This window comes from Bacillus nitratireducens (assembly GCF_001884135.1).
In the GTDB taxonomy this organism is placed as follows: Bacteria; Bacillota; Bacilli; order Bacillales; family Bacillaceae_G; genus Bacillus_A; species Bacillus_A nitratireducens.
In genome coordinates, this window is the sequence record NZ_MAOC01000021.1 from 56,370 (window position 1) to 75,193 (window position 18,824).

Here is an 18,824-nt window from a genome sequence, read left to right on the forward strand (position 1 = left end):
TACATCAAAATACGTATTTGGTAATAATTCAAATATTGTTCAATATTTCACAATAAGCTTATGAAATTCCATGTTATGATGAACCTGTAATGATGATTGAACACTTAAATTTGGTACAATAATTAGCCAAAATAGTGAGGACAGTAGTTGTGAGATAAACTCATTAAAACTCTAAAACACTAAAGGGGAGATCACATATGAAAGCAGTAGTAGTTAATAAAAACAGCAAAGCAAACATTGAAGTTATTGAAAAGGAATTACGTCCGTTACACTCGGGTGAAGCGCTTGTAGATGTAGAGTATTGTGGAGTTTGTCATACTGATTTACACGTTGCAAATCATGATTTCGGAAATACAGATGGCCGTATTCTTGGTCATGAGGGTGTAGGTATTGTTACTAAAATAGCTGATGATGTTACTTCACTAAAGATAGGTGACCGTGTAAGTATTGCATGGATGTTCCAATCTTGTGGACGTTGTGAATATTGTGTAACGGGTAGAGAAACATTCTGCCGTGAAGTGAAAAATGCTGGTTATTCAGTAGATGGTGGTATGGCTGAACAATGTATTGTTACAGCTGATTATGCGGTGAAAGTACCAGAAGGATTAGATCCTGCTCAAGCATCATCAATCACATGTGCGGGCGTAACTACATATAAAGCTATAAAAGTATCAGACATTAAACCTGGTCAACCTATTGTCATCTATGGCTGTGGTGGATTAGGTAACCTAGCTATCCAATATGCTAAAAACGTATTTGGTGCAAAGGTAATTGCAGTAGATATTAATGACGATAAATTAGCTTTAGCAAAAGAGGTTGGTGCGGATATGACTATCAATCCAATTTCTCAAGGTCCTGCTGATAAGATTGTTCAAGATGAGTTTGGTGGTGCTTATGCTGCTGTAGTAACAGCCGTTTCTAAAGTAGCATTCAACTCAGCAGTTGATGCAGTACGTGCTTGTGGTAAAGTCGTTGCAGTCGGTTTACCAGTAGAAACTATGGATTTAAACATTCCGCGACTTGTACTAGATGGAATTGAAGTAGTTGGTTCTCTAGTTGGTACTCGTAAGGATCTAGAGGAGGCATTTATGTTCGGAGCAGAAGGAAAAGTAGTGCCGGTTGTTCAAACGTGTTCTCTAGATAAAGTACAAAATGTATTCGAAGAAATGGAACAAGGTAGAATTCAAGGACGTATGGTAATCGATTTTAAACAGCATAATTGTGATTGTAAATAATTCACTTTAAATATAAAAAGCATGAGTCTAGCAAAGGACATGTAAAAAAGTTAGACGGCATGCAGAAGATGGTCCCTGTATTCAATGGGGATCATCTTCTTTATATTCCATTAATAGCAATGCCGATTAATGAGAAATGATTAAAGGTTCAATTTATTTGCAAACGAAAAAGAATCTTTATTTCCAACAAATTTTTTATGATCTGGAACGGTTTTAATTGCTACAACTTGCGAATCTCTTGCTTTCAGTGCATCTTGAATCCCGATTGTCATAAGCTTAATAAAAATAATCGTAATAAAGAATGAAACGAGAGTATAAAAAATAATCCACCATGAAAGATTCATTTCATAACGATTTAATCCAATAAGACCTGCCCAATCATTAGATATAGAAACAGGTTTGGGCACTCCGTCATAGAGTTCCCGCATTTGTATCCCGCCAATTACAATGTTAAGCAACGCTAAATGGATAACGAGTATGAGTGTTTGGACGATATGTTCCATGAATAACACAAATAAGCGATCAAGTAATAAGACTCGTAAGTGTTTTTTGATAATATGAAAACGGCTAGCACCCAGCAATTGAGAACTTAAAATGTAATCTTGTTTCATAAATTCATCAACCTCTGAGGATATATATAAAGAAAGTGTAGGTAGAGCGACGAAAATAAGTACGAGTACTTGATAAAACATAAATGAAATATTTGGGTCTAATCTATCAGCGTTTGATGTGATTACAATATTAACGGGCGTGATGAGTATAAATGCGATAAATAGAGTTGGAATATAATAAAAAACTTCTGAGCATGACTGGAAAAATCTCTTGAATTTTGGAGCGTATAAACTTAAGAGGATTCCTATACATGTTCCGAATAAAATTCGAAAGAAGCTAATTGCCACGGCTAATAAAATGGTGAATTTTGCTCCTTCTACAATTTGTAAGAAAACAGACTCTCCAAAACGATCAGATCCAAAAGGCGGCATTAACGATGGCGAAAAGGGGGCCTTTCCAAGTAATTCGTTATTGTCATTGTAAAGTAACTGAGGAGGTTTTGGGATGTTATCTTTAAAGAACCAACTATAAATAAAACTAGCTGAAACAAGTATGAATAAATAAGTAAAGCCGATTAAAAATCGTTTTGATTTCCAAATAGATTTCATAATACTGCTCCTTTCAATTGCTTTTGCCATCTATTCATCATGAATGAGATTATTTGAAAAATGGCATAAAACGGTAAAATAATCATAACAAGTATGATAAATGCAGCTGGAGGTGAAATAAACGCCTTCTTAAATAAAAATTGGATAATGCCTTCCATATTAAAAACAAATTCTAAAATGAATAAGTTAGAAAGTAAGAAAACAAAAATCGTTTTTAAATGGTGAAAGAAGTGGATAGATATATTTTTGAATAAATGAATGCATAGTATATAACTTGATGAAAGTCCTTTTCCATATGCAACCTCTACGTAATGTTTTTCATGTTCTTCTTTTATGTATAACACCATCATCCGAAACATTTGTAATGTAGGTAAGACTGCTAAAGATAAAATAGGGAGTAAATAAGCTCGATTTTCATTAAAAGAAATAATGGTGACAGGAGATTCCCCGAATTTCTGAAGTACCCATATGAAAAATATTTGCAAACAAATCATCATCATCATATCAGGGACAGCTTCTAATATGAATACAATTCGGTTTATCCATTTTTTTATATAATCTTTTGCTAAAAAATAAAAAAATGCCATACTAGATGATAGAAAGAGTGCAAGCAAAAAGGCTACAAATAATACAGTAAATGAATAGAGGTAAGGTTCTAAAACAGTTGGAAATAATGGTGTCTTTTTGAAATGACCAAATTTCGGGTCTGATCCTATAACTACTAATGATTCAGGGGAGAAAACCTGTTTTAACATAGTAACGATCTGATTAAAAAAATGAATTGGTTGAAAAGTGAATCCCTGTTGAGTGATAAATAAATAAGGTAAATTTAATAATAGTAAGAGTGATAAAAGAATTGATGAAAGTTTTATTGTGAATTGAGATATTTTATAGAACATTAAATCCCTCCGACATCTTTTTACAACATTATACAATAAAGTTCATATTTTGTTTTGATTTTTCAGAAAAATATAAATACTGTTAGATTTTATAGTATGGAACATATATTTACAAGGTAAAAAAGTGATAGTAGGGAGCCACGCCCTATGTCCATCAAGATAAAAGAACGAGTGAAACTAAAACAATAAAAAAAGAGCAAAATGCACAGAATTCCCATTTTGGAGGTAGTTGCTTTTCTTAGCTTGGTGGGCTATGTGACGTGACCCCTAATAATGAATATTGTTTTTTAACTCCCTTTTCATGCAAATGAGTAGCAAGTATGGAAGGACCAAATATGCGTTGTTAATGAGAGAAAAAGAGTGTGTTGCGTAAGGAATATAAGGTAACTTTACCGCAAGAAAAAGCTAAATTTAGTATGTAGGTGAAATGGAATGAGGGGATTTATTTTTCGTTATGAAAAAAATTTTCTTTTCATAACTTGATTTATGAAAAAATATTTTATATACTAATTCATGTAAACGGTTTACTAGATCGTATTTTGCTAGAAACGAAGGGAAGATTCGCATGGAAACAAGGGGGAGAGTAATCGGGATTGATATCGGTACCACAAGTACAAAAACGGTTGTGTTCACAGAAAAAGGAAAAGTCGTTGCTTCACATGCAGTTGATTATCCAATTATTCAACCGAACGTCGGATGGGCTGAGCAAGATCCTGATGTAATATGTGCTGCTGTATATAAAACTGTAAGCGTTGCCATCGAAAAGAGTAATGTGTCACCAGAGGATATTTCTTCAATCGGTATTAGTACAGCAATGCACGCCTTAATTGCAGTAGATGAAAACGGAGCGCCGTTAACGCGCTCTATTATTTGGGCAGATAATAGAAGCACAAAGCAATCAGAAAAACTATTACAACAAATGAATGGTCATGACATTTATAGAAGAACTGGTACACCGATTCATCCGATGTCACCACTTTCTAAATTACTGTGGATGAAAGAAGAAGAAACGGAGTTATTCAGAACTGCTTATAAATTTATTTCCATTAAAGAGTATGTCATTTATCAATTATTCTCACGCTATGTAGTTGATCATTCAATTGCATCAGCTACTGGGTTATTTAATTTAGAAACATTAAACTGGGATGAAGATGTTTTAACTATGTTAAATATGTCACCAGAACAATTATCAACACCTGTACCAACTACATATATTTTATCGGGAATGAAACCGGAATTAGCACAAAAGATGGGCATTCATGAAGATACTCCAGTTGTTATTGGTGCGAGTGATGGTGTTCTTGCAAATGTAGGTGTTGGTGCAATATCGCCTGGTTCAGCTGCAATTACGATTGGAACAAGTGGTGCAGTTCGAACAATTTCATCAAATGTCAATACAGATGAAAAGGGAAGAACGTTTTGTTACGCATTAACAGATGAGCACTGGGTTATCGGTGGGCCAACGAATAACGGCGGAATATTACTGAGATGGTTACGTGATGAATTTGGTAGCCCAGAGCAAGAAGTTGCAAAGAAGCTTGGGATTGATCCTTATGATTTATTAATTAAGTATGCAGAAAGTGTACCAGCTGGAGCAGATGGATTGCTATTTTTACCGTTTCTATCTGGAGAACGTGCACCCTACTGGAATGCAAATGCTCGTGGTACATTCTTCGGAATTAACCTTCAGCATAAACGTGAACATTTCATACGTGCTGTCATGGAAGGAGTTTGTATGAGTGTGTATTCAGTTGCACTTGCCATTCGTGATTGTACGGGGCCACTTACTGAAATACGTGTTTCAGGAGGCTTTGCAAAGTCTGCATTTTGGAGACAAATGTTATCTGACATGATGGGGAAAGAATTGCTTGTTCCAGAAAGTCATGAAGCATCTGCGCTTGGGGCAGCGGCACTTGCTTTGTATGCAATTGGGAAAATTGATTCTCTTGAAGAGGTGAAGGATTGGATTGATATTGTCCATCACCATGTACCGAATAAAGAAAATACGGCTTTATATTTAGAGATGTTTTATATGTATGAACGACTTTACAATCGTTTGAAAGAAGAATTTGATTGTATAGCTGCTTTCCAACGTAAACAATAGGGGGATTGGGAGAAATGGTAGTTGGGATTGTACTAGCGGCTGTTGTCATATTACTTTTACTAATTACGGTAGTAAAATGGCATCCATTTGTCGCGTTAATTTTAACAGCAATTGGTGTAGGGCTAGCGATGGGGATGCCCTTAATTGGAACTTCACCACAACATCCGGGGATTATCGATTCTATTAAATTAGGTCTTGGTAATACGTTAGGGTTTTTGGCGATTGTTTTAGCTTTAGGAACAATGCTTGGAAAAATGATGGCTGAGTCTGGCGGTGCTGAACGAATTGCAAACACATTAATTGGACGTTTTGGGAAAAAGCGTGTTCACTGGGCAATGATGTTCGTTGCATTTTTAGTAGGGATTCCGGTGTTTTTCCAAGTTGGATTTGTACTATTAATTCCGTTAGTATTTACAATTGCGTTAGAAACAGGGGTATCACTTATTACAATCGGAATTCCGCTAGTAGCAGGTCTGTCGGTTGTACACGGACTTGTTCCACCGCATCCAGCAGCAATGGCAGCGGTAGGTATATTTAAAGCAGATGTAGGGAAGACAATTTTATATGCATTAATTGTCGGACTTCCAACTGCAATAATTTCAGGTCCGCTTTATGGGAAATGGATCGGTGCTCGTATACATAAAGAAGTACCATTAGAAATAGCGGAGCAATTTATTGAAAGAGATAAGAAGAAGGAACTTCCTAGTTTCGGAAATACATTGTTTACTATTTTACTTCCAGTATTCCTTATGCTTGGTGCATCCATTGCGGAAGTAGCGTTAAGCAAAACGAGTCAACTTGCACAAGTATTGCACTTTATTGGAGATCCAATAGTCGCATTATTAATTGCAACGATATATTCTTTCTTTAGTCTTGGCTATGCAAAAGGATTTTCTAAAGACAAAGTCTTACAATTTACAAACGATTGCTTAGGGCCGATTGCAAACATACTGTTAGTTATCGGTGCAGGCGGCGCATTTAATAAAGTGTTATTAGATTCTGGGATCGGAACTACAATTGCGGAGATGGCGAAAGAATCGCATATTTCACCGATATTATTAGGTTGGGGAATTGCTGCACTTATCCGAGTTGCAACGGGATCGGCTACTGTTTCTATGATGACAGCAGCTGGAATTGTAGCACCGATTGCAGCAAGTACACCAGGAGTAAATGTAGAGTTACTGGCACTTGCAACAGGAGCAGGGTCATTAATATTATCGCATGTAAATGATTCTGGATTTTGGATGATTAAAGAGTATTTCGGAATGACTGTGAAAGAAACATTATTAACATGGACCGCAATGGAGACAATATTATCTGTTGTAGCACTTGGATTAATTTCGTTATTAAATATATTTGTATAGAATGGGAGATTGATTAATATGAAACTAGGTTTAATTGGATTAGGAAAAATGGGATTCCCATTAGCGGAACACTTACATGAAGATAAGCATGAAGTAGTTGTATACGATGTAAATAAAGAGCTTGTTGAAAAGGCAGGAAAATTAGGGATTACTGCTCGTCATACATTAAAAGAAATGATCTCTGAATTAGAAGCGCCTCGTACAATTTGGGTAATGGTACCTGCAGGAGAAGTTGTTGAGTCAGTACTAAAAGATGTATATCCATTATTAGAGGAAGGCGATATCGTTATTGAAGGTGGAAATTCATTCTATAAGGATACGTTACGCCGTGCTGAAGAAGCGAAAAGCTTTGGCTTACATTATGTAGATATCGGTACATCAGGCGGTGTAGAAGGAGCTAGATACGGCGCTTGCTTAATGGTTGGTGGAGAAAAAGAAATTTATGATCAATTAGAACCTTTATTTAAAGATTTAGCAGTAGAAAATGGTTATTCATATGCAGGCCGCGTCGGTAGTGGGCATTTCTTAAAAATGGTTCATAACGGTATTGAATACGGAATGATGCAAGCAATCGCTGAAGGATTTGAAGTACTTGATAAAAGTGATTTTGATTTCAATTATGAAGATGTTGCAAAAGTATGGGCGAACGGATCAGTTATCCGTGGTTGGTTAATGGACTTAACTGAAAAAGCATTTGCAGATGATCCAAAACTTGATGGCATTAAAGGTGTAATGAACTCTTCAGGAGAAGGGAAATGGACTGTTGAAACTGCGCTTGAATTACAAGCAGCGGCACCAGTTATCGCTATGTCATTATTTATGCGCTACCGTTCACAAGAAGATGATACATTCCACGGAAAAGTGGTTTCTGCACTTCGTAATCAATTCGGTGGACATGAGGTTGTGAAAAAATAGGAAATATTAGTTTTGTGAAACTCATACGAAAGTATGAGTTTTTTTTATTTCTCATACTATTTAATGAAAGTTTTTCCCTCTTTTTACTGTGTTTTGTATAGAAATTTCTGATAATATATAAATATAACTTGAAAACAAAGGGGAGAAATAATTATGAAACTAGTCGTAATTAACGGTACACCAAGAAAATTCGGTAGAACTCGCGTTGTGGCAAAATATATTGCAGAGCAATTTGAAGGGGAGTTATACGATTTAGCAGTAGCGGAATTGCCTTTATATAATGGAGAAGAATCACAACGTGAATTAGAGGCAGTAAAAAAATTAAAAGCTTTAGTGAAAGCTGCGGATGGAGTAGTACTATGTACACCAGAATATCATAACGCGATGAGCGGAGCGCTGAAAAATTCGTTAGACTACTTAAGTAGCAGTGAATTCATCCATAAACCTGTCGCATTGCTAGCAGTTGCTGGAGGAGGTAAAGGGGGAATAAACGCATTAAATAGTATGCGCATTGTCGCTAGAGGCGTTTACGCAAATGCAATCCCAAAACAAATAGTACTTGATGGATTACATGTGCAAGATGGTGAACTGGGAGAAGATGCAAAACCATTGATTCATGATTTAGTTAAAGAATTAAAAGCATATATGAGCGTATATAAAGAGGTGAAAAAACAACTAGGAGTTGAGTGATATGTCCTCTCTTTATCATGATTCTCGCTTGTACTACATTCTAGGAGCCAATAGTTTATCTGCTATTGGCTCTGGGATTGTTATGATTACGATTCCGTGGCTATTGATTAAGGAAAGTGGGGGAGAGACAACGTTTGGGTATATTTCTATCGTTGCAACTCTCATCATGTTTTTACTAACACCATTCATTGGGCAAAGCATAGATCGTTTTTCAAGAAAATCTTTATTGTTATGTAACGAAGGTATCGGGATAGCCATTATAGGAATGATGGCTATTTGGGGATTTGCTGGGCAATCATACAATTCTATTCATTACATTATTATTTATATAGCAGGTTCTTTCTATTATCTATTATTCTATCCCACAATATTTGCATTTAACCAAGAAATATTTCAATCAGAGCATTATAAAAGTTTAAGTGGCACGATGGAAATACAAGGACAATTAACGCAAGTTATTTCAGGTGCAGCTGCTAGTTTTTTAATTGAGATTATTTCTCTGAAATGGATCTTGTTAGTGGATATGTTAACTTTTGCAGGAGCATTTTTCCTGTTCTTATGTATACCATATGTAAAGAAAAAAGAAGTAAAAGGGAAAGTAACCTTTAAGAAGCAATTGTTCGAAGGAATTCACTTTATGAAAAAGCGCCCTAAGTTATTTTGGTTTTTACTAGCGACTTATATGCCGTTTATCGGTGTCATGATGGCAAATTATTTAATCCCAGTATATATTTCAGATATACTCAAAGCTAGTGCCTCTGTATACGCAATTGAAGGTATGATGTACGGTGTCGGAGCGGTTCTTGCAGGAATAAGTATTCCAATCATGATGAAATATGTCAAAACAGAAGTTTCAATCGTTATGACGATGTTCATTTATGTAATTTCAATTACCGCAATGATTATTGAGCCTTCCATTATGTTATTATATGGACTTGCGATTTTTCATGCGATTGGAAATGCTGGAACGAGAGTGGCGAGAAATGTATTGATGATGGAAGAAATCCCAAATGAAGTAATGGGACGTGTGGACAGCTTATTTCGATTAATTGGTACAGGAATTCGAATTGTATTATTAATGTTGTTTACGGCAGGCGTATCTAAGGCAGGGGTGATGATCCCGTTTTACGCACTAAGCTTTATATTGATCCTATCATTAGGGATTGCTTTTTATTATGTAATTTCAAAACGTAAAATGGAAGCGAATGTGTCTAATAAATCCATCGTTTAAAAAACACTTCTTACTCCCTTTCTTTTTCTATATAATAAAAAGAAAGGGAGTGCTAACTTATTTATGAACAAATGGATATTACTTATAATCTTATTACTACCGCCACTATACATTATTTATATGACGTTTCGAATGAATAAAGTTGCTCGTGAAACATTGAGTAATCACTCTCCATACGTTCTTATATTAGGTGCAAAGTTATTTGGAGATAGACCGTCTTTATCACTTCAAAACCGTTTGGATGTAGCGTTGGAATATTTATATTCTCACCCTGAAGTAAAAGTAATTGTTTCAGGTGGTCAAGGGGAAGATGAAGATATACCGGAAGCTCACAGTATGAGAAACTATTTAATGGTACATGGTATAGATGAGAGTCGTATTTTAATGGAAGACCGTTCGACAAATACGTATGAAAATTTAAAGTTTAGTATGGATTTATTTGATGTAAAACATGCGGTAGTTGTCAGTAATACGTATCATTTATATCGAACGAAAATAATTGCAAGGCGTTTAGGAATGAAGATGGAGGCATTAGCTGCAGAAACACCAATGCGTTCTAAGAGAAAAATGTATGTGCGTGAATATGCTGCTATTATGAAAACAATATTGTTCGACCGTTAGAGCTCAAATGTGAGCTCTTTTTTATATAGAAATAATGCGTATCATTTGAAATGAATTCCATATTCCATCAAAATAAAGGAAACAACAATAAAGGAGTTGTATTTGTGATTCAATTTAATCATGTGTCCAAATCGTATGAAGATGGCACAAAAGCAGTGGATTCATTGCATTTAGAAATTAAAAAAGGAGAATTTTTTGTTCTCATTGGTCCGAGTGGTTGCGGGAAAACAACGACAATGAAGATGATCAATCGTTTAATTGAAACGACAGAAGGTTCAATTTTAATCGATGGAAAAGATATTCAACAATATAATATAAATGAATTACGTTGGAATATAGGATACGTGTTGCAGCAGATTGCGCTGTTTCCACATATGACAATTGCTGAAAATATTGCAGTTGTCCCTGAAATGAGAAAATGGACCAAAAAGGAAATAAAAGCACGTGTCGATGACTTGCTACAGATGGTTGGGCTCGATCCAGATGTATATCGTGATCGTATGCCAGATGAATTGTCGGGAGGGCAGAAACAACGTGTTGGTGTCGTACGGGCATTAGCCGCAAACCCGAAAATTGTACTTATGGACGAACCATTTAGTGCGTTAGATCCGTTAAGTAGGGAGCAGCTCCAGAAGGATATCGTACAACTGCAAAAAAAGATTCAAAAAACAATCGTGTTCGTAACGCATGATATGCAAGAGGCTTTATCACTTGGTGATCGTATTTGTGTAATGAAAGAAGGAAAAGTTGTTCAATTAGATACACCAGAAGGAATTATACATAACCCGAAAAATGAGTTTGTAGAGGAGTTCATTGGAAATCGTGGACGACCTTGGTATGAGGGGAAGAGTATAGAAGAGGTATTGCCGCTAGACGAGGGTATACGAGTTGAAGGGAATGCTTTATCTTTACATTCGTCATTACAAGAAGCACTAGTCCGCTTACAAACTGAAGAGTCAGTGCCGGTTGAAGAGCATGGTCAATATGTTGGAGCATTAACAAGTCATCATATTGTCAATTACATTGTTGAACAAATGAAGGAAAGAGGCTAAACAGTGACTGATTTTATTCAAACGTTCCAAGAACGAAAAGTAGAATTGCTAAGTGCATTAAGTGAGCATTTACAAATATCGCTTATTTCACTATTTTTTGCAGTAATTATTGCGGTGCCTCTTGGCATTATATTAACAAGAAAAGAACGGATGGCTGAATTTATAATAGGGACTTCTGCTGTTATGCAGACAGTGCCCTCACTTGCTTTACTTGGACTATTAATTCCGTTAGTAGGAATTGGAAAACTGCCAGCTATAATCGCATTAGTTGTGTATGCACTATTACCTATTTTACGAAATACATATACAGGAATACGGGAATTAGATGAATCACTTATAGAAGCGGCGAGAGCTATGGGGATGAATAGCTGGAAAAGATTATGGAAGGTAGAGCTTCCGCTCGCATTGCCAATTATTATGGCTGGTATTCGTACAGCAATGGTATTAATTGTTGGAACAGCTACATTAGCTGCTTTAATAGGCGCTGGTGGGCTCGGTAAGCTCATATTATTAGGCATAGATCGAAATGACCATGCGCTTATCATTTTAGGGGCCGTACCAGCCGCGTTACTCGCTTTATTCTTTGATATAGTACTTCGCATACTTGAGAGCCCGAAACGCTCTTCTAAGCGCGTTATATTGACGATATGTATAGTTGTAGTAATGATAGCTGCTCCATTTCTTTGGAATACCCAAAAGAAAGATATTGTTATTGCCGGTAAACTAGGATCAGAACCTGAAATATTAATTCAAATGTACAAGCAACTTATTGAACAGGATACAGATTTACAAGTGGAATTAAAACCGGGACTTGGAAAAACAGCATTTGTATTTGAAGCGTTAAAATCAGGTGAAGTAGATATATACCCAGAATTTTCAGGTACAGCTTTATCTACTTTCGTGAAAGAAGAACCGAAAAGTACAAATCGTGATGAAGTATATGAACAAGCTCGTATTGGAATGGAAAACAAATATAATATGGTTATGTTAAAGCCAATGGAGTATAACAATACATATTCACTAGCCATGCCGAAAAAAATAGCAGATCAAAATAACATAAATACAATTTCTGATTTAGGAAAAATTGCACAGGAAGCTAAAGTAGGATTTACATTAGAATTTGCTGATCGTGAAGATGGTTATAAAGGAATGCAAAAATTATATAACTATAAGTTTTCAAATGTTAAAACGATGGAACCGAAACTGCGCTATAGTGCAATACAATCGGGGGATGTTAACGTAATCGATGCATATTCAACAGATAGTGAATTGGAGCAATATGGGCTTAAAGTGCTAAAAGATGATAAAGGACTATTCCCGCCTTATCAAGGAGCACCATTATTAAGAAAAGAGACGTTACAGAAATATCCTGAACTCGAAAAAGTATTAAATAAATTATCTGGAAAGATTACAGATGAAGAAATGAGAAAAATGAATTATGAAGTAAACGTAAAAGGTAAAAGTAGCGAAGAAGTCGCAAAACAATTTTTACAAAAAAAGAAGTTACTTCGTTAATTTTACAATAAATATACAATTTTATATGTATGAAATGACCGTTTATTACAAAATGAACGGTTTTTTCGTGCATACTTATACATTTTTTTAAAAAAGTATTCCATTTTTCTTCATTTTCTTTTAGAATAAGTAATGTTTTCCTGAAAAAATATAAGAGAAACGTCTATTAGAGAAAAAGGTGACTTTAATAGTTGAACGAACATAACACCTAGAATGACAGATGGGGTGGTACAAATAGAAAAGAAGTTAGGATTTTTTCCGTTAATCGCATTAGTAGTTGGAACGATGGTTGGTGGCGGTGTTTTTAGTTTACCGCATGATTTAGCAGTAGGAGCAAATAGTGGTGCAACGATAATTGGTTGGTGTATTACAGCAATGGGAATGATTCCACTCGCGCTCGTATATCAAACGTTAGCAAGACAAAAACCGGAGCTTGAGGGCGGAATTTATAGTTATGCACGAGCTGGATTCGGTGAATATATTGGTTTTAACAGTGCTTGGGGATACTGGCTAGCAGGTATTTTAGGAAATGTTGCAACAATTATGTTACTGTTTAGTACATTAGGTTACTTCTTCCCAATTTTTAAAGGTGGAAATAATGTTGCGTCAATCGTAGGTGCATCACTTTTATTATGGACACTTCATTTTCTTATCTTATTTGGAATCCGTGAAGCTTCCATTATGAATGTTATCGCAACGATTGGGAAATTAGTTCCGATCTTACTATTTATTGTCGTGATGGTAACAGCGTTTCGCTGGGATACATTTACACATGACTTTTGGGGCGAAGGAACTATCTCAGTTTCCTCTGTACTAGGTCAAGTGAAAAATACAATGCTTGTAACCCTTTGGGTGTTCATTGGGGTTGAAGGAGCAGTTGTATTATCAGGAAGAGCTAAAAATAGCAGGGACGTTGGAAAAGCGACAGTACTTGGACTTATTTTAGTAATGTCTATTTATATTTTAATTTCTGTTCTGTCAATGGGAGCAATGACACGAGGAGAACTTTCCGTTTTAGAAACTCCTTCAATGGGACATGTATTAGAACATGTTGTTGGGCCATGGGGTGCAATGGCAATTAATATTGGATTAGTTGCGTCACTTGTAGGTACATTAATTGGCTGGTTTTTACTTGTTTCTGAAATTTCTCACGTAGCAGGAAAAGACGGCGTGTTTCCGAAAGTCTTTACGAAAACAAATAAGAAACAAACGCCGCATATGGCATTGTGGATTTCAAATATCGTTGCCCAAACTATATTTATAATCGTTCTGTTTTCACAATCGACATATCAAATTATGTATTTTATTGCGTCAACATCTATATTACTGCCGTACTTATTATCAGCGTTATATCAATTGAAATTAGTCATTACGAAAGAGCTGGAAGTTGCGAGAGTGAAGAATGGTTTGTTAGCATTAATTGCTTCTGTATATTCTGTATGGCTCATTTACGCAGCTGGTTTAAAGAATTTACTGCTTGTTTCAATCGTATATGGTATTGGGATTCTCGTGTATATGTTTGCAAGAAAAGAAAAAGGGAATCGTTGTTTTGCAGGTAAAGAGCGATATGTGATGTGGGCGATTGTTATTGCCGCTATTACATCACTTTATATGCTTGTGACAGGAAATATAAAAATGTAAAAGTCCTTTTCATTTAAAGGGCTTTTTTCTTTGGTTAGAGAATATTTAATACATAAGATATTCAGGAGGGATGAAAATGGGAGAAAAAGAACAGTTGTCTAGAATAATGGAGTTAGCTAGTGATTTAAGGAAAGTACTGGTGCAAGAATCTTTTTTTAATCATCATCCTGAACTACGAGGAGTGATTGAAAATTTAGCGAGTTCTGTAGAGAATTTGGCGGAGTTGCAGCAAAATAAAGATGAAAATGCCGAAGATAGATTGCGGTACGTGCTTGCTAAAATGAAAATCGCTCATAATGCCATTTTGCAAGAGAAAAAAGCATTTCCTTCTCATTAATATACGTTTTATTTTTGAACCTGACGGATGACGTCAGGTTTTTTATTTCTAGTTTTAGATTGTAGTTCATACACTAAGAATAGTATGAAAAAAGAAGGTGACTACGTTGAAATTACATAAAGCTCTTCATCCAAGTTTTATAAAACGAATGTATTATATGAGGTTTATTGGAACGTTTGCTAAAGCGGAGGGAGAGAAGAATGGAGAAAATTTCTTTGTACAATGCCTTTCTCCATTACCCTTAACTTTACAAGAGTTATTTCCGGCTGGAAAATATTTATTTGAAGGATTATGCAGTAATAAAAAAAATGAAAAAATCTTTACTGATTTAAAGAAGCGTAAATTAGAAAAGCAATTAGTTATGTTTCGTCTTTATTATGATCGAGGAAATTTATTTTTGGAATTAATATGTACAGAAGAGCCTAGGGAGATAGCATCTTCATATAAATTGATTCCTTCACCAAAGGTCTCGAATTATAAAAAGAGAGCGTCTTTGGAACGGAAGTTAAGCAACGGTTATTTATCATTTCTTATGCCTAAATTACCAAAAGACTTTGAGCCTCCAGAATTATTATGGTATGAAGGAAGACTATATGGGAATTTATCGTTAAAATCATCAATAAGTTCAATTTCATATTTTGAGCAAAGAAAAGAATGCAAATATATTGAAATAAACGATTGGATGAAACATATAGAAATAGCGGTAGATGATCATTTATATTTTGTAAGTGAGAATGTGTATGAGCAACTAAATAAACGAATTGTTGAAGAAGGTAAGTTAGTTGAAGCAGAGGATATTAAAATGCAAAAGGAGGACTGGGAATGGGATGAGCGTGAATCCTCTTTTTTGCAGTATGTACAAAGTATGGTTCGTAAAAAAGGACTATATTTGGATGATACAGATATATATAATTTTCACATTAGTGTTAAAACCAATATGTTAACGATTGTTGGTGGTATACCAGGTGTTGGTAAATCACGCTTTGTGCAAGCATATGCAGAAGCACTTGGGTTACGTTATGGTGAAGAATTAATTTGGATTCCAATTTCACCATCGTATCAAGAACCACATGATATTCTCGGCTACCTTCATCCGAATGGTAATTTTATTGAAAGTGAAACGAAGTTAGTTCGGACATTGCTGCAGGCTAAAGAAAACCCAAATCAATTGTATATAATTGTGTTTGATGAAATGAACATGTCACATATTGAGCATTGGTTTACTCCATTTCTATCCGTTCTTCAACTTGAAAAGCAAAATCGTATTTTGAATTTGTATGAGAAAGTACAAGAAATAGAAAATCAAATTCCGCCTTCAGTGGAAATTGGTGAGAATGTTATTTTCGTAGGCACTGTAAATTTTGATGAAACGACGAAAGAACTTTCCGATCGATTATTAGATCGAACAAATTTGATTACGCTACAAAAAATTCCGTTTTGCGAGATGAGTATAGAACAAGAGAAAGTAGTTCAGCAACCTCCGCTGAAAGTAACAACGGGAGAATTTCGAATTAATTGGTTTAGGAATAAAGAGATGATTGAAGTGTTTACTGAAGAGGAATTAGAGTTATTGGATAAGTTACATGATGTATTATCATCACACGATACATCAAAAGGAATTTCTTTCCGATGTGCAAACGCAATCGCTACGTATTTGCAAAATATACCGTTCCAAAATAATCAGTCCTATATGATTAGCAGGGAAGAAGGCTTTGACTTGCAAATAAAGCAACGCGTATTAACGAAATTAAGGGGGACAGAAATGACAGTGGGCTCTCTACTTTCTGAAGAAGCAAAAAGGGGAGCGATATTGATACCACTTTTACAGTCTCCGCTTGCAAATCGTGTATCTACATTTGAACATTCTTTAGCTTATATAAGACAAAAGCGTAGAGAACTGGAGCTGTATGGATATGCAAAATGAGGAGCGTTATGAAACAGCAATCGTCGATACGAAAGAAACGCTCCCGTTTGTATTGAAGCTAATCATCGGTACTGAGGGGAAAGGCGATTTTATCCTTTTAAATCGCCTTTGTACGTCTACTACAGCATTAGTTCAATGTATTTATAAGGTACAGGAATTAAAACCACTGAAATTGCATTTCCATTATCAAAATCCAATGGATATTACATTCATATGGAATAAAGTATATGAGGGACAAAAGAATATAAAAGAATCACAATATGAATTAAATGAAAAAAAACAAAGAGTATTAGTGTATGAACATGGAAAAACTGAATTTTTTTATCCGTGGCGCTGTGGCTTATATCATTTTGAAGTGCGTATAGAAGATAAAACTTATTATGGGGCGTTTCAAGTTGTTCCTAAAAACTTTTTTGATGACCAATTTGAAATGATTCAAGATTATGTGAAGTCAATTTTAAACGAGTTAATTTTAGATAGAGGTTATTACAAGAAAACTTTCTCAGCACTGAGCGATATTGAAGATTCTTCTTATTTGGTATTGTTAAGAAAATTGCCACAAAAAATGAAAAGAATAAAACAAATTTTTAAGAAAGTAGAATCGAATGCGGAATTTGTACACGAATTTAATTGGGAAACGAAAGAGCGGAAGACAACGAGAAAAGCTGCCATTATGACAGAAAGAAAGCTTTATGCGAAATATTACAACCGTAAATTTAAGGAGAAAAAAAATAGTATTGAAAATGCATTCCTTAAATTTAAAACAATGCAATTCTATTATTATTTACTTGAAGCAGAAAGTTTTGTACGTAAAACGATTGAAATACTAGAAGGAGAAAAGAAGAAAAAGTCAGACGAATTTCAAGCTGTTAAAACAATTATGAAAACGATTGAACGAAATGGATCCGTCACGGACAGAGAAAAACAAAAATATAGAAATCTACATTTACTGAAAGAAGCAGATTTACGTAAAAGTTCTGTGAAAATACAAGAATATAAAATATTAGCTCATATCGTACATGAAAGCGTGCAATACTTTCGAAATTTATTGTATTCTCCATTTTGGAGGGAAGTTTCTGAAACAGCTAACATTAATTCGCACACTTTATCTATACCACATCAACAATTACTCCATCATTTAGAATTGTTACCGCAGCAAACGGAGCAATCCCCATCTTTATTATTCGTATATAAACCAACGTTTTTAGTGTATGAGTATTACGCTTTTTTTATCGTTATTTCTATATTAGAACAAATCGGATTTGAAGATAAGAATCCTATCCGTGAACAAATACAAGAACATTTTTATTTAGACGGATTACAAGATGGAACGACAGTTATCTTGCATAGAGATAATATAAAAGTACACGTCGCATTTAATGATCTAATTGAAACACATCCCCTTATTGCACTTAGCAAAGGAAGTAATTTTTATAATGGAGAAGACACAAAGAAGCCAGATATACGTCTAGATTGTTATGTAAAGGAAGAAGAGGAGTACGTATATAAATCATCTATAATTATTGAAGTGAAATATAGCCCTATGTATAATATTTTTCAACCTATTGGTAATACGAAAGCGACGGAGCAAATGTATAAATACTGGTCTATTAAGTATGTAGAAGAACAAAGTGGAAAACGAGTTTTTCATCGTAGGGCAATTTATGAAGTGATTTGTGTATATCCAGGGAGTCATATGCATAGTAAAAAAATAGAATCTGGTTGTGGTGTGTTTTTACAATTATATCCGTATAAGACGAAACAAGGAGAAGAGAAGTTGGCGGGAAAGCACGGGATGATTCAAATTTTTGAAAAATGGTTAAAAAGCAATAAAATGTAAAAGAAATCCTTTTTATAAAGGATTTCTTTATGTTAAGAAGAATTATATGCCATAAGGAAAGAGGCATAACATGGGTCGAATTTGAAATGATAATCATCTTTCATTAGAGAAATTAACTTTCTTTGTATGTACGATTGTATAAGAAAGTAAGAAATGGTACATACGGGGGAACAGAGTGTGAAATAGGAATTTAATTCAATTTGCAGAATATAATAAGACGTAAATATTTTTAGTTGCATACGAAGATTTGTTCTTATATGATAGTAAGTGAAAGCGTTATCAAAAAACAGAGCGGC

General features: G+C 34.9%; 15 protein-coding genes. 13 read left to right on the plus strand and 2 right to left on the minus strand.

Annotated elements, in window-relative coordinates:
- Positions 1-197 precede the first annotated feature (197 nt).
- The gene (gene adhP, locus BAU23_RS08440) at positions 198-1,235 is read left to right on the plus strand and encodes an alcohol dehydrogenase AdhP (protein WP_000649118.1); all 1,038 of its coding nucleotides are present in this window, start codon (positions 198-200) and stop codon (positions 1,233-1,235) included.
- A gap of 140 nt (positions 1,236-1,375) precedes the next feature.
- Here adhP and BAU23_RS08445 read toward each other — a convergent pair whose 3' ends face one another.
- Together BAU23_RS08445 and BAU23_RS08450 are read right to left on the minus strand one after the other, a co-directional pair.
- Entirely contained in the window at positions 1,376-2,395 is a 1,020-nt protein-coding gene (locus BAU23_RS08445; RefSeq protein WP_071734098.1) for an ABC transporter permease, read from the minus strand.
- Positions 2,392-3,294: an ABC transporter permease subunit gene (locus BAU23_RS08450; RefSeq protein WP_071734099.1), complete on the minus strand. Its 903-nt coding sequence runs from the start codon at positions 3,292-3,294 to the stop codon at positions 2,392-2,394. The genes BAU23_RS08445 and BAU23_RS08450 overlap by 4 nt, the downstream gene beginning before the upstream one ends.
- A gap of 565 nt (positions 3,295-3,859) precedes the next feature.
- On the opposite strand from BAU23_RS08450, the gene gntK reads away from it, so the two are divergent.
- The 12 genes from gntK to BAU23_RS08510 all read left to right on the plus strand — a co-directional run bounded on the left by gntK (position 3,860) and on the right by BAU23_RS08510 (position 18,528).
- The gene (gene gntK / locus BAU23_RS08455) at positions 3,860-5,398 is read left to right on the plus strand and encodes a gluconokinase (protein WP_000450019.1); all 1,539 of its coding nucleotides are present in this window, start codon (positions 3,860-3,862) and stop codon (positions 5,396-5,398) included.
- A 14-nt stretch (positions 5,399-5,412) separates the two neighbouring features.
- Positions 5,413-6,762 (plus strand): GntP family permease, encoded by a 1,350-nt coding sequence (locus BAU23_RS08460; protein ID WP_000260210.1) that lies wholly within the window; start codon positions 5,413-5,415, stop codon positions 6,760-6,762.
- An 18-nt stretch (positions 6,763-6,780) separates the two neighbouring features.
- On the plus strand, positions 6,781-7,677 hold the full coding sequence (gene gnd / locus BAU23_RS08465; protein WP_000765986.1) for a phosphogluconate dehydrogenase (NAD(+)-dependent, decarboxylating): 897 nt from the start codon (positions 6,781-6,783) through the stop codon (positions 7,675-7,677).
- Positions 7,678-7,830: 153 nt separating this feature from the next.
- Positions 7,831-8,367 (plus strand): NADPH-dependent FMN reductase, encoded by a 537-nt coding sequence (locus BAU23_RS08470; RefSeq protein ID WP_000780365.1) that lies wholly within the window; start codon positions 7,831-7,833, stop codon positions 8,365-8,367.
- Position 8,368: 1 nt separating this feature from the next.
- A complete protein-coding gene (locus BAU23_RS08475) occupies positions 8,369-9,598 on the plus strand; it encodes an MFS transporter (protein WP_000097152.1) in 1,230 nt (409 codons plus the stop codon).
- A 63-nt stretch (positions 9,599-9,661) separates the two neighbouring features.
- Complete coding sequence (locus tag BAU23_RS08480) at positions 9,662-10,219, plus strand: YdcF family protein (protein WP_001045787.1); 558 nt, start codon at positions 9,662-9,664, stop codon at positions 10,217-10,219.
- Between the two features lie 104 nt (positions 10,220-10,323).
- Entirely contained in the window at positions 10,324-11,271 is a 948-nt protein-coding gene (locus BAU23_RS08485) for an ABC transporter ATP-binding protein (RefSeq protein WP_000614087.1), read from the plus strand.
- 3 nt (positions 11,272-11,274) lie between these two features.
- Entirely contained in the window at positions 11,275-12,786 is a 1,512-nt protein-coding gene (locus BAU23_RS08490) for an ABC transporter permease/substrate-binding protein (RefSeq protein ID WP_071734101.1), read from the plus strand.
- Positions 12,787-12,999: 213 nt separating this feature from the next.
- The gene (locus BAU23_RS08495; protein ID WP_000129456.1) at positions 13,000-14,427 is read left to right on the plus strand and encodes a basic amino acid/polyamine antiporter; all 1,428 of its coding nucleotides are present in this window, start codon (positions 13,000-13,002) and stop codon (positions 14,425-14,427) included.
- Positions 14,428-14,503: 76 nt separating this feature from the next.
- On the plus strand, positions 14,504-14,764 hold the full coding sequence (locus tag BAU23_RS08500) for a hypothetical protein (protein ID WP_000504036.1): 261 nt from the start codon (positions 14,504-14,506) through the stop codon (positions 14,762-14,764).
- 106 nt (positions 14,765-14,870) lie between these two features.
- On the plus strand, positions 14,871-16,688 hold the full coding sequence (locus tag BAU23_RS08505; RefSeq protein WP_071734103.1) for an AAA family ATPase: 1,818 nt from the start codon (positions 14,871-14,873) through the stop codon (positions 16,686-16,688).
- Positions 16,678-18,528, plus strand: coding sequence for a hypothetical protein (locus BAU23_RS08510; protein ID WP_071734105.1), 1,851 nt, complete (start codon positions 16,678-16,680; stop codon positions 18,526-18,528). The genes BAU23_RS08505 and BAU23_RS08510 overlap by 11 nt, the downstream gene beginning before the upstream one ends.
- Positions 18,529-18,824: the final 296 nt, after the last annotated feature.

Bases quoted from the DNA above. Each gene is read 5' to 3' on its own strand.
- adhP (WP_000649118.1), top strand. From the start codon at position 198: ATGAAAGCAGTAGTAGTTAATAAAAACAGCAAAGCAAACATTGAAGTT.
- BAU23_RS08445 (WP_071734098.1), bottom strand. From the start codon at position 2,395: ATGAAATCTATTTGGAAATCAAAACGATTTTTAATCGGCTTTACTTAT.
- BAU23_RS08450 (WP_071734099.1), bottom strand. From the start codon at position 3,294: ATGTTCTATAAAATATCTCAATTCACAATAAAACTTTCATCAATTCTT.
- gntK (WP_000450019.1), top strand. From the start codon at position 3,860: ATGGAAACAAGGGGGAGAGTAATCGGGATTGATATCGGTACCACAAGT.
- BAU23_RS08460 (WP_000260210.1), top strand. From the start codon at position 5,413: ATGGTAGTTGGGATTGTACTAGCGGCTGTTGTCATATTACTTTTACTA.
- gnd (WP_000765986.1), top strand. From the start codon at position 6,781: ATGAAACTAGGTTTAATTGGATTAGGAAAAATGGGATTCCCATTAGCG.
- BAU23_RS08470 (WP_000780365.1), top strand. From the start codon at position 7,831: ATGAAACTAGTCGTAATTAACGGTACACCAAGAAAATTCGGTAGAACT.
- BAU23_RS08475 (WP_000097152.1), top strand. From the start codon at position 8,369: ATGTCCTCTCTTTATCATGATTCTCGCTTGTACTACATTCTAGGAGCC.
- BAU23_RS08480 (WP_001045787.1), top strand. From the start codon at position 9,662: ATGAACAAATGGATATTACTTATAATCTTATTACTACCGCCACTATAC.
- BAU23_RS08495 (WP_000129456.1), top strand. From the start codon at position 13,000: ATGACAGATGGGGTGGTACAAATAGAAAAGAAGTTAGGATTTTTTCCG.
- BAU23_RS08500 (WP_000504036.1), top strand. From the start codon at position 14,504: ATGGGAGAAAAAGAACAGTTGTCTAGAATAATGGAGTTAGCTAGTGAT.
- BAU23_RS08510 (WP_071734105.1), top strand. From the start codon at position 16,678: ATGCAAAATGAGGAGCGTTATGAAACAGCAATCGTCGATACGAAAGAA.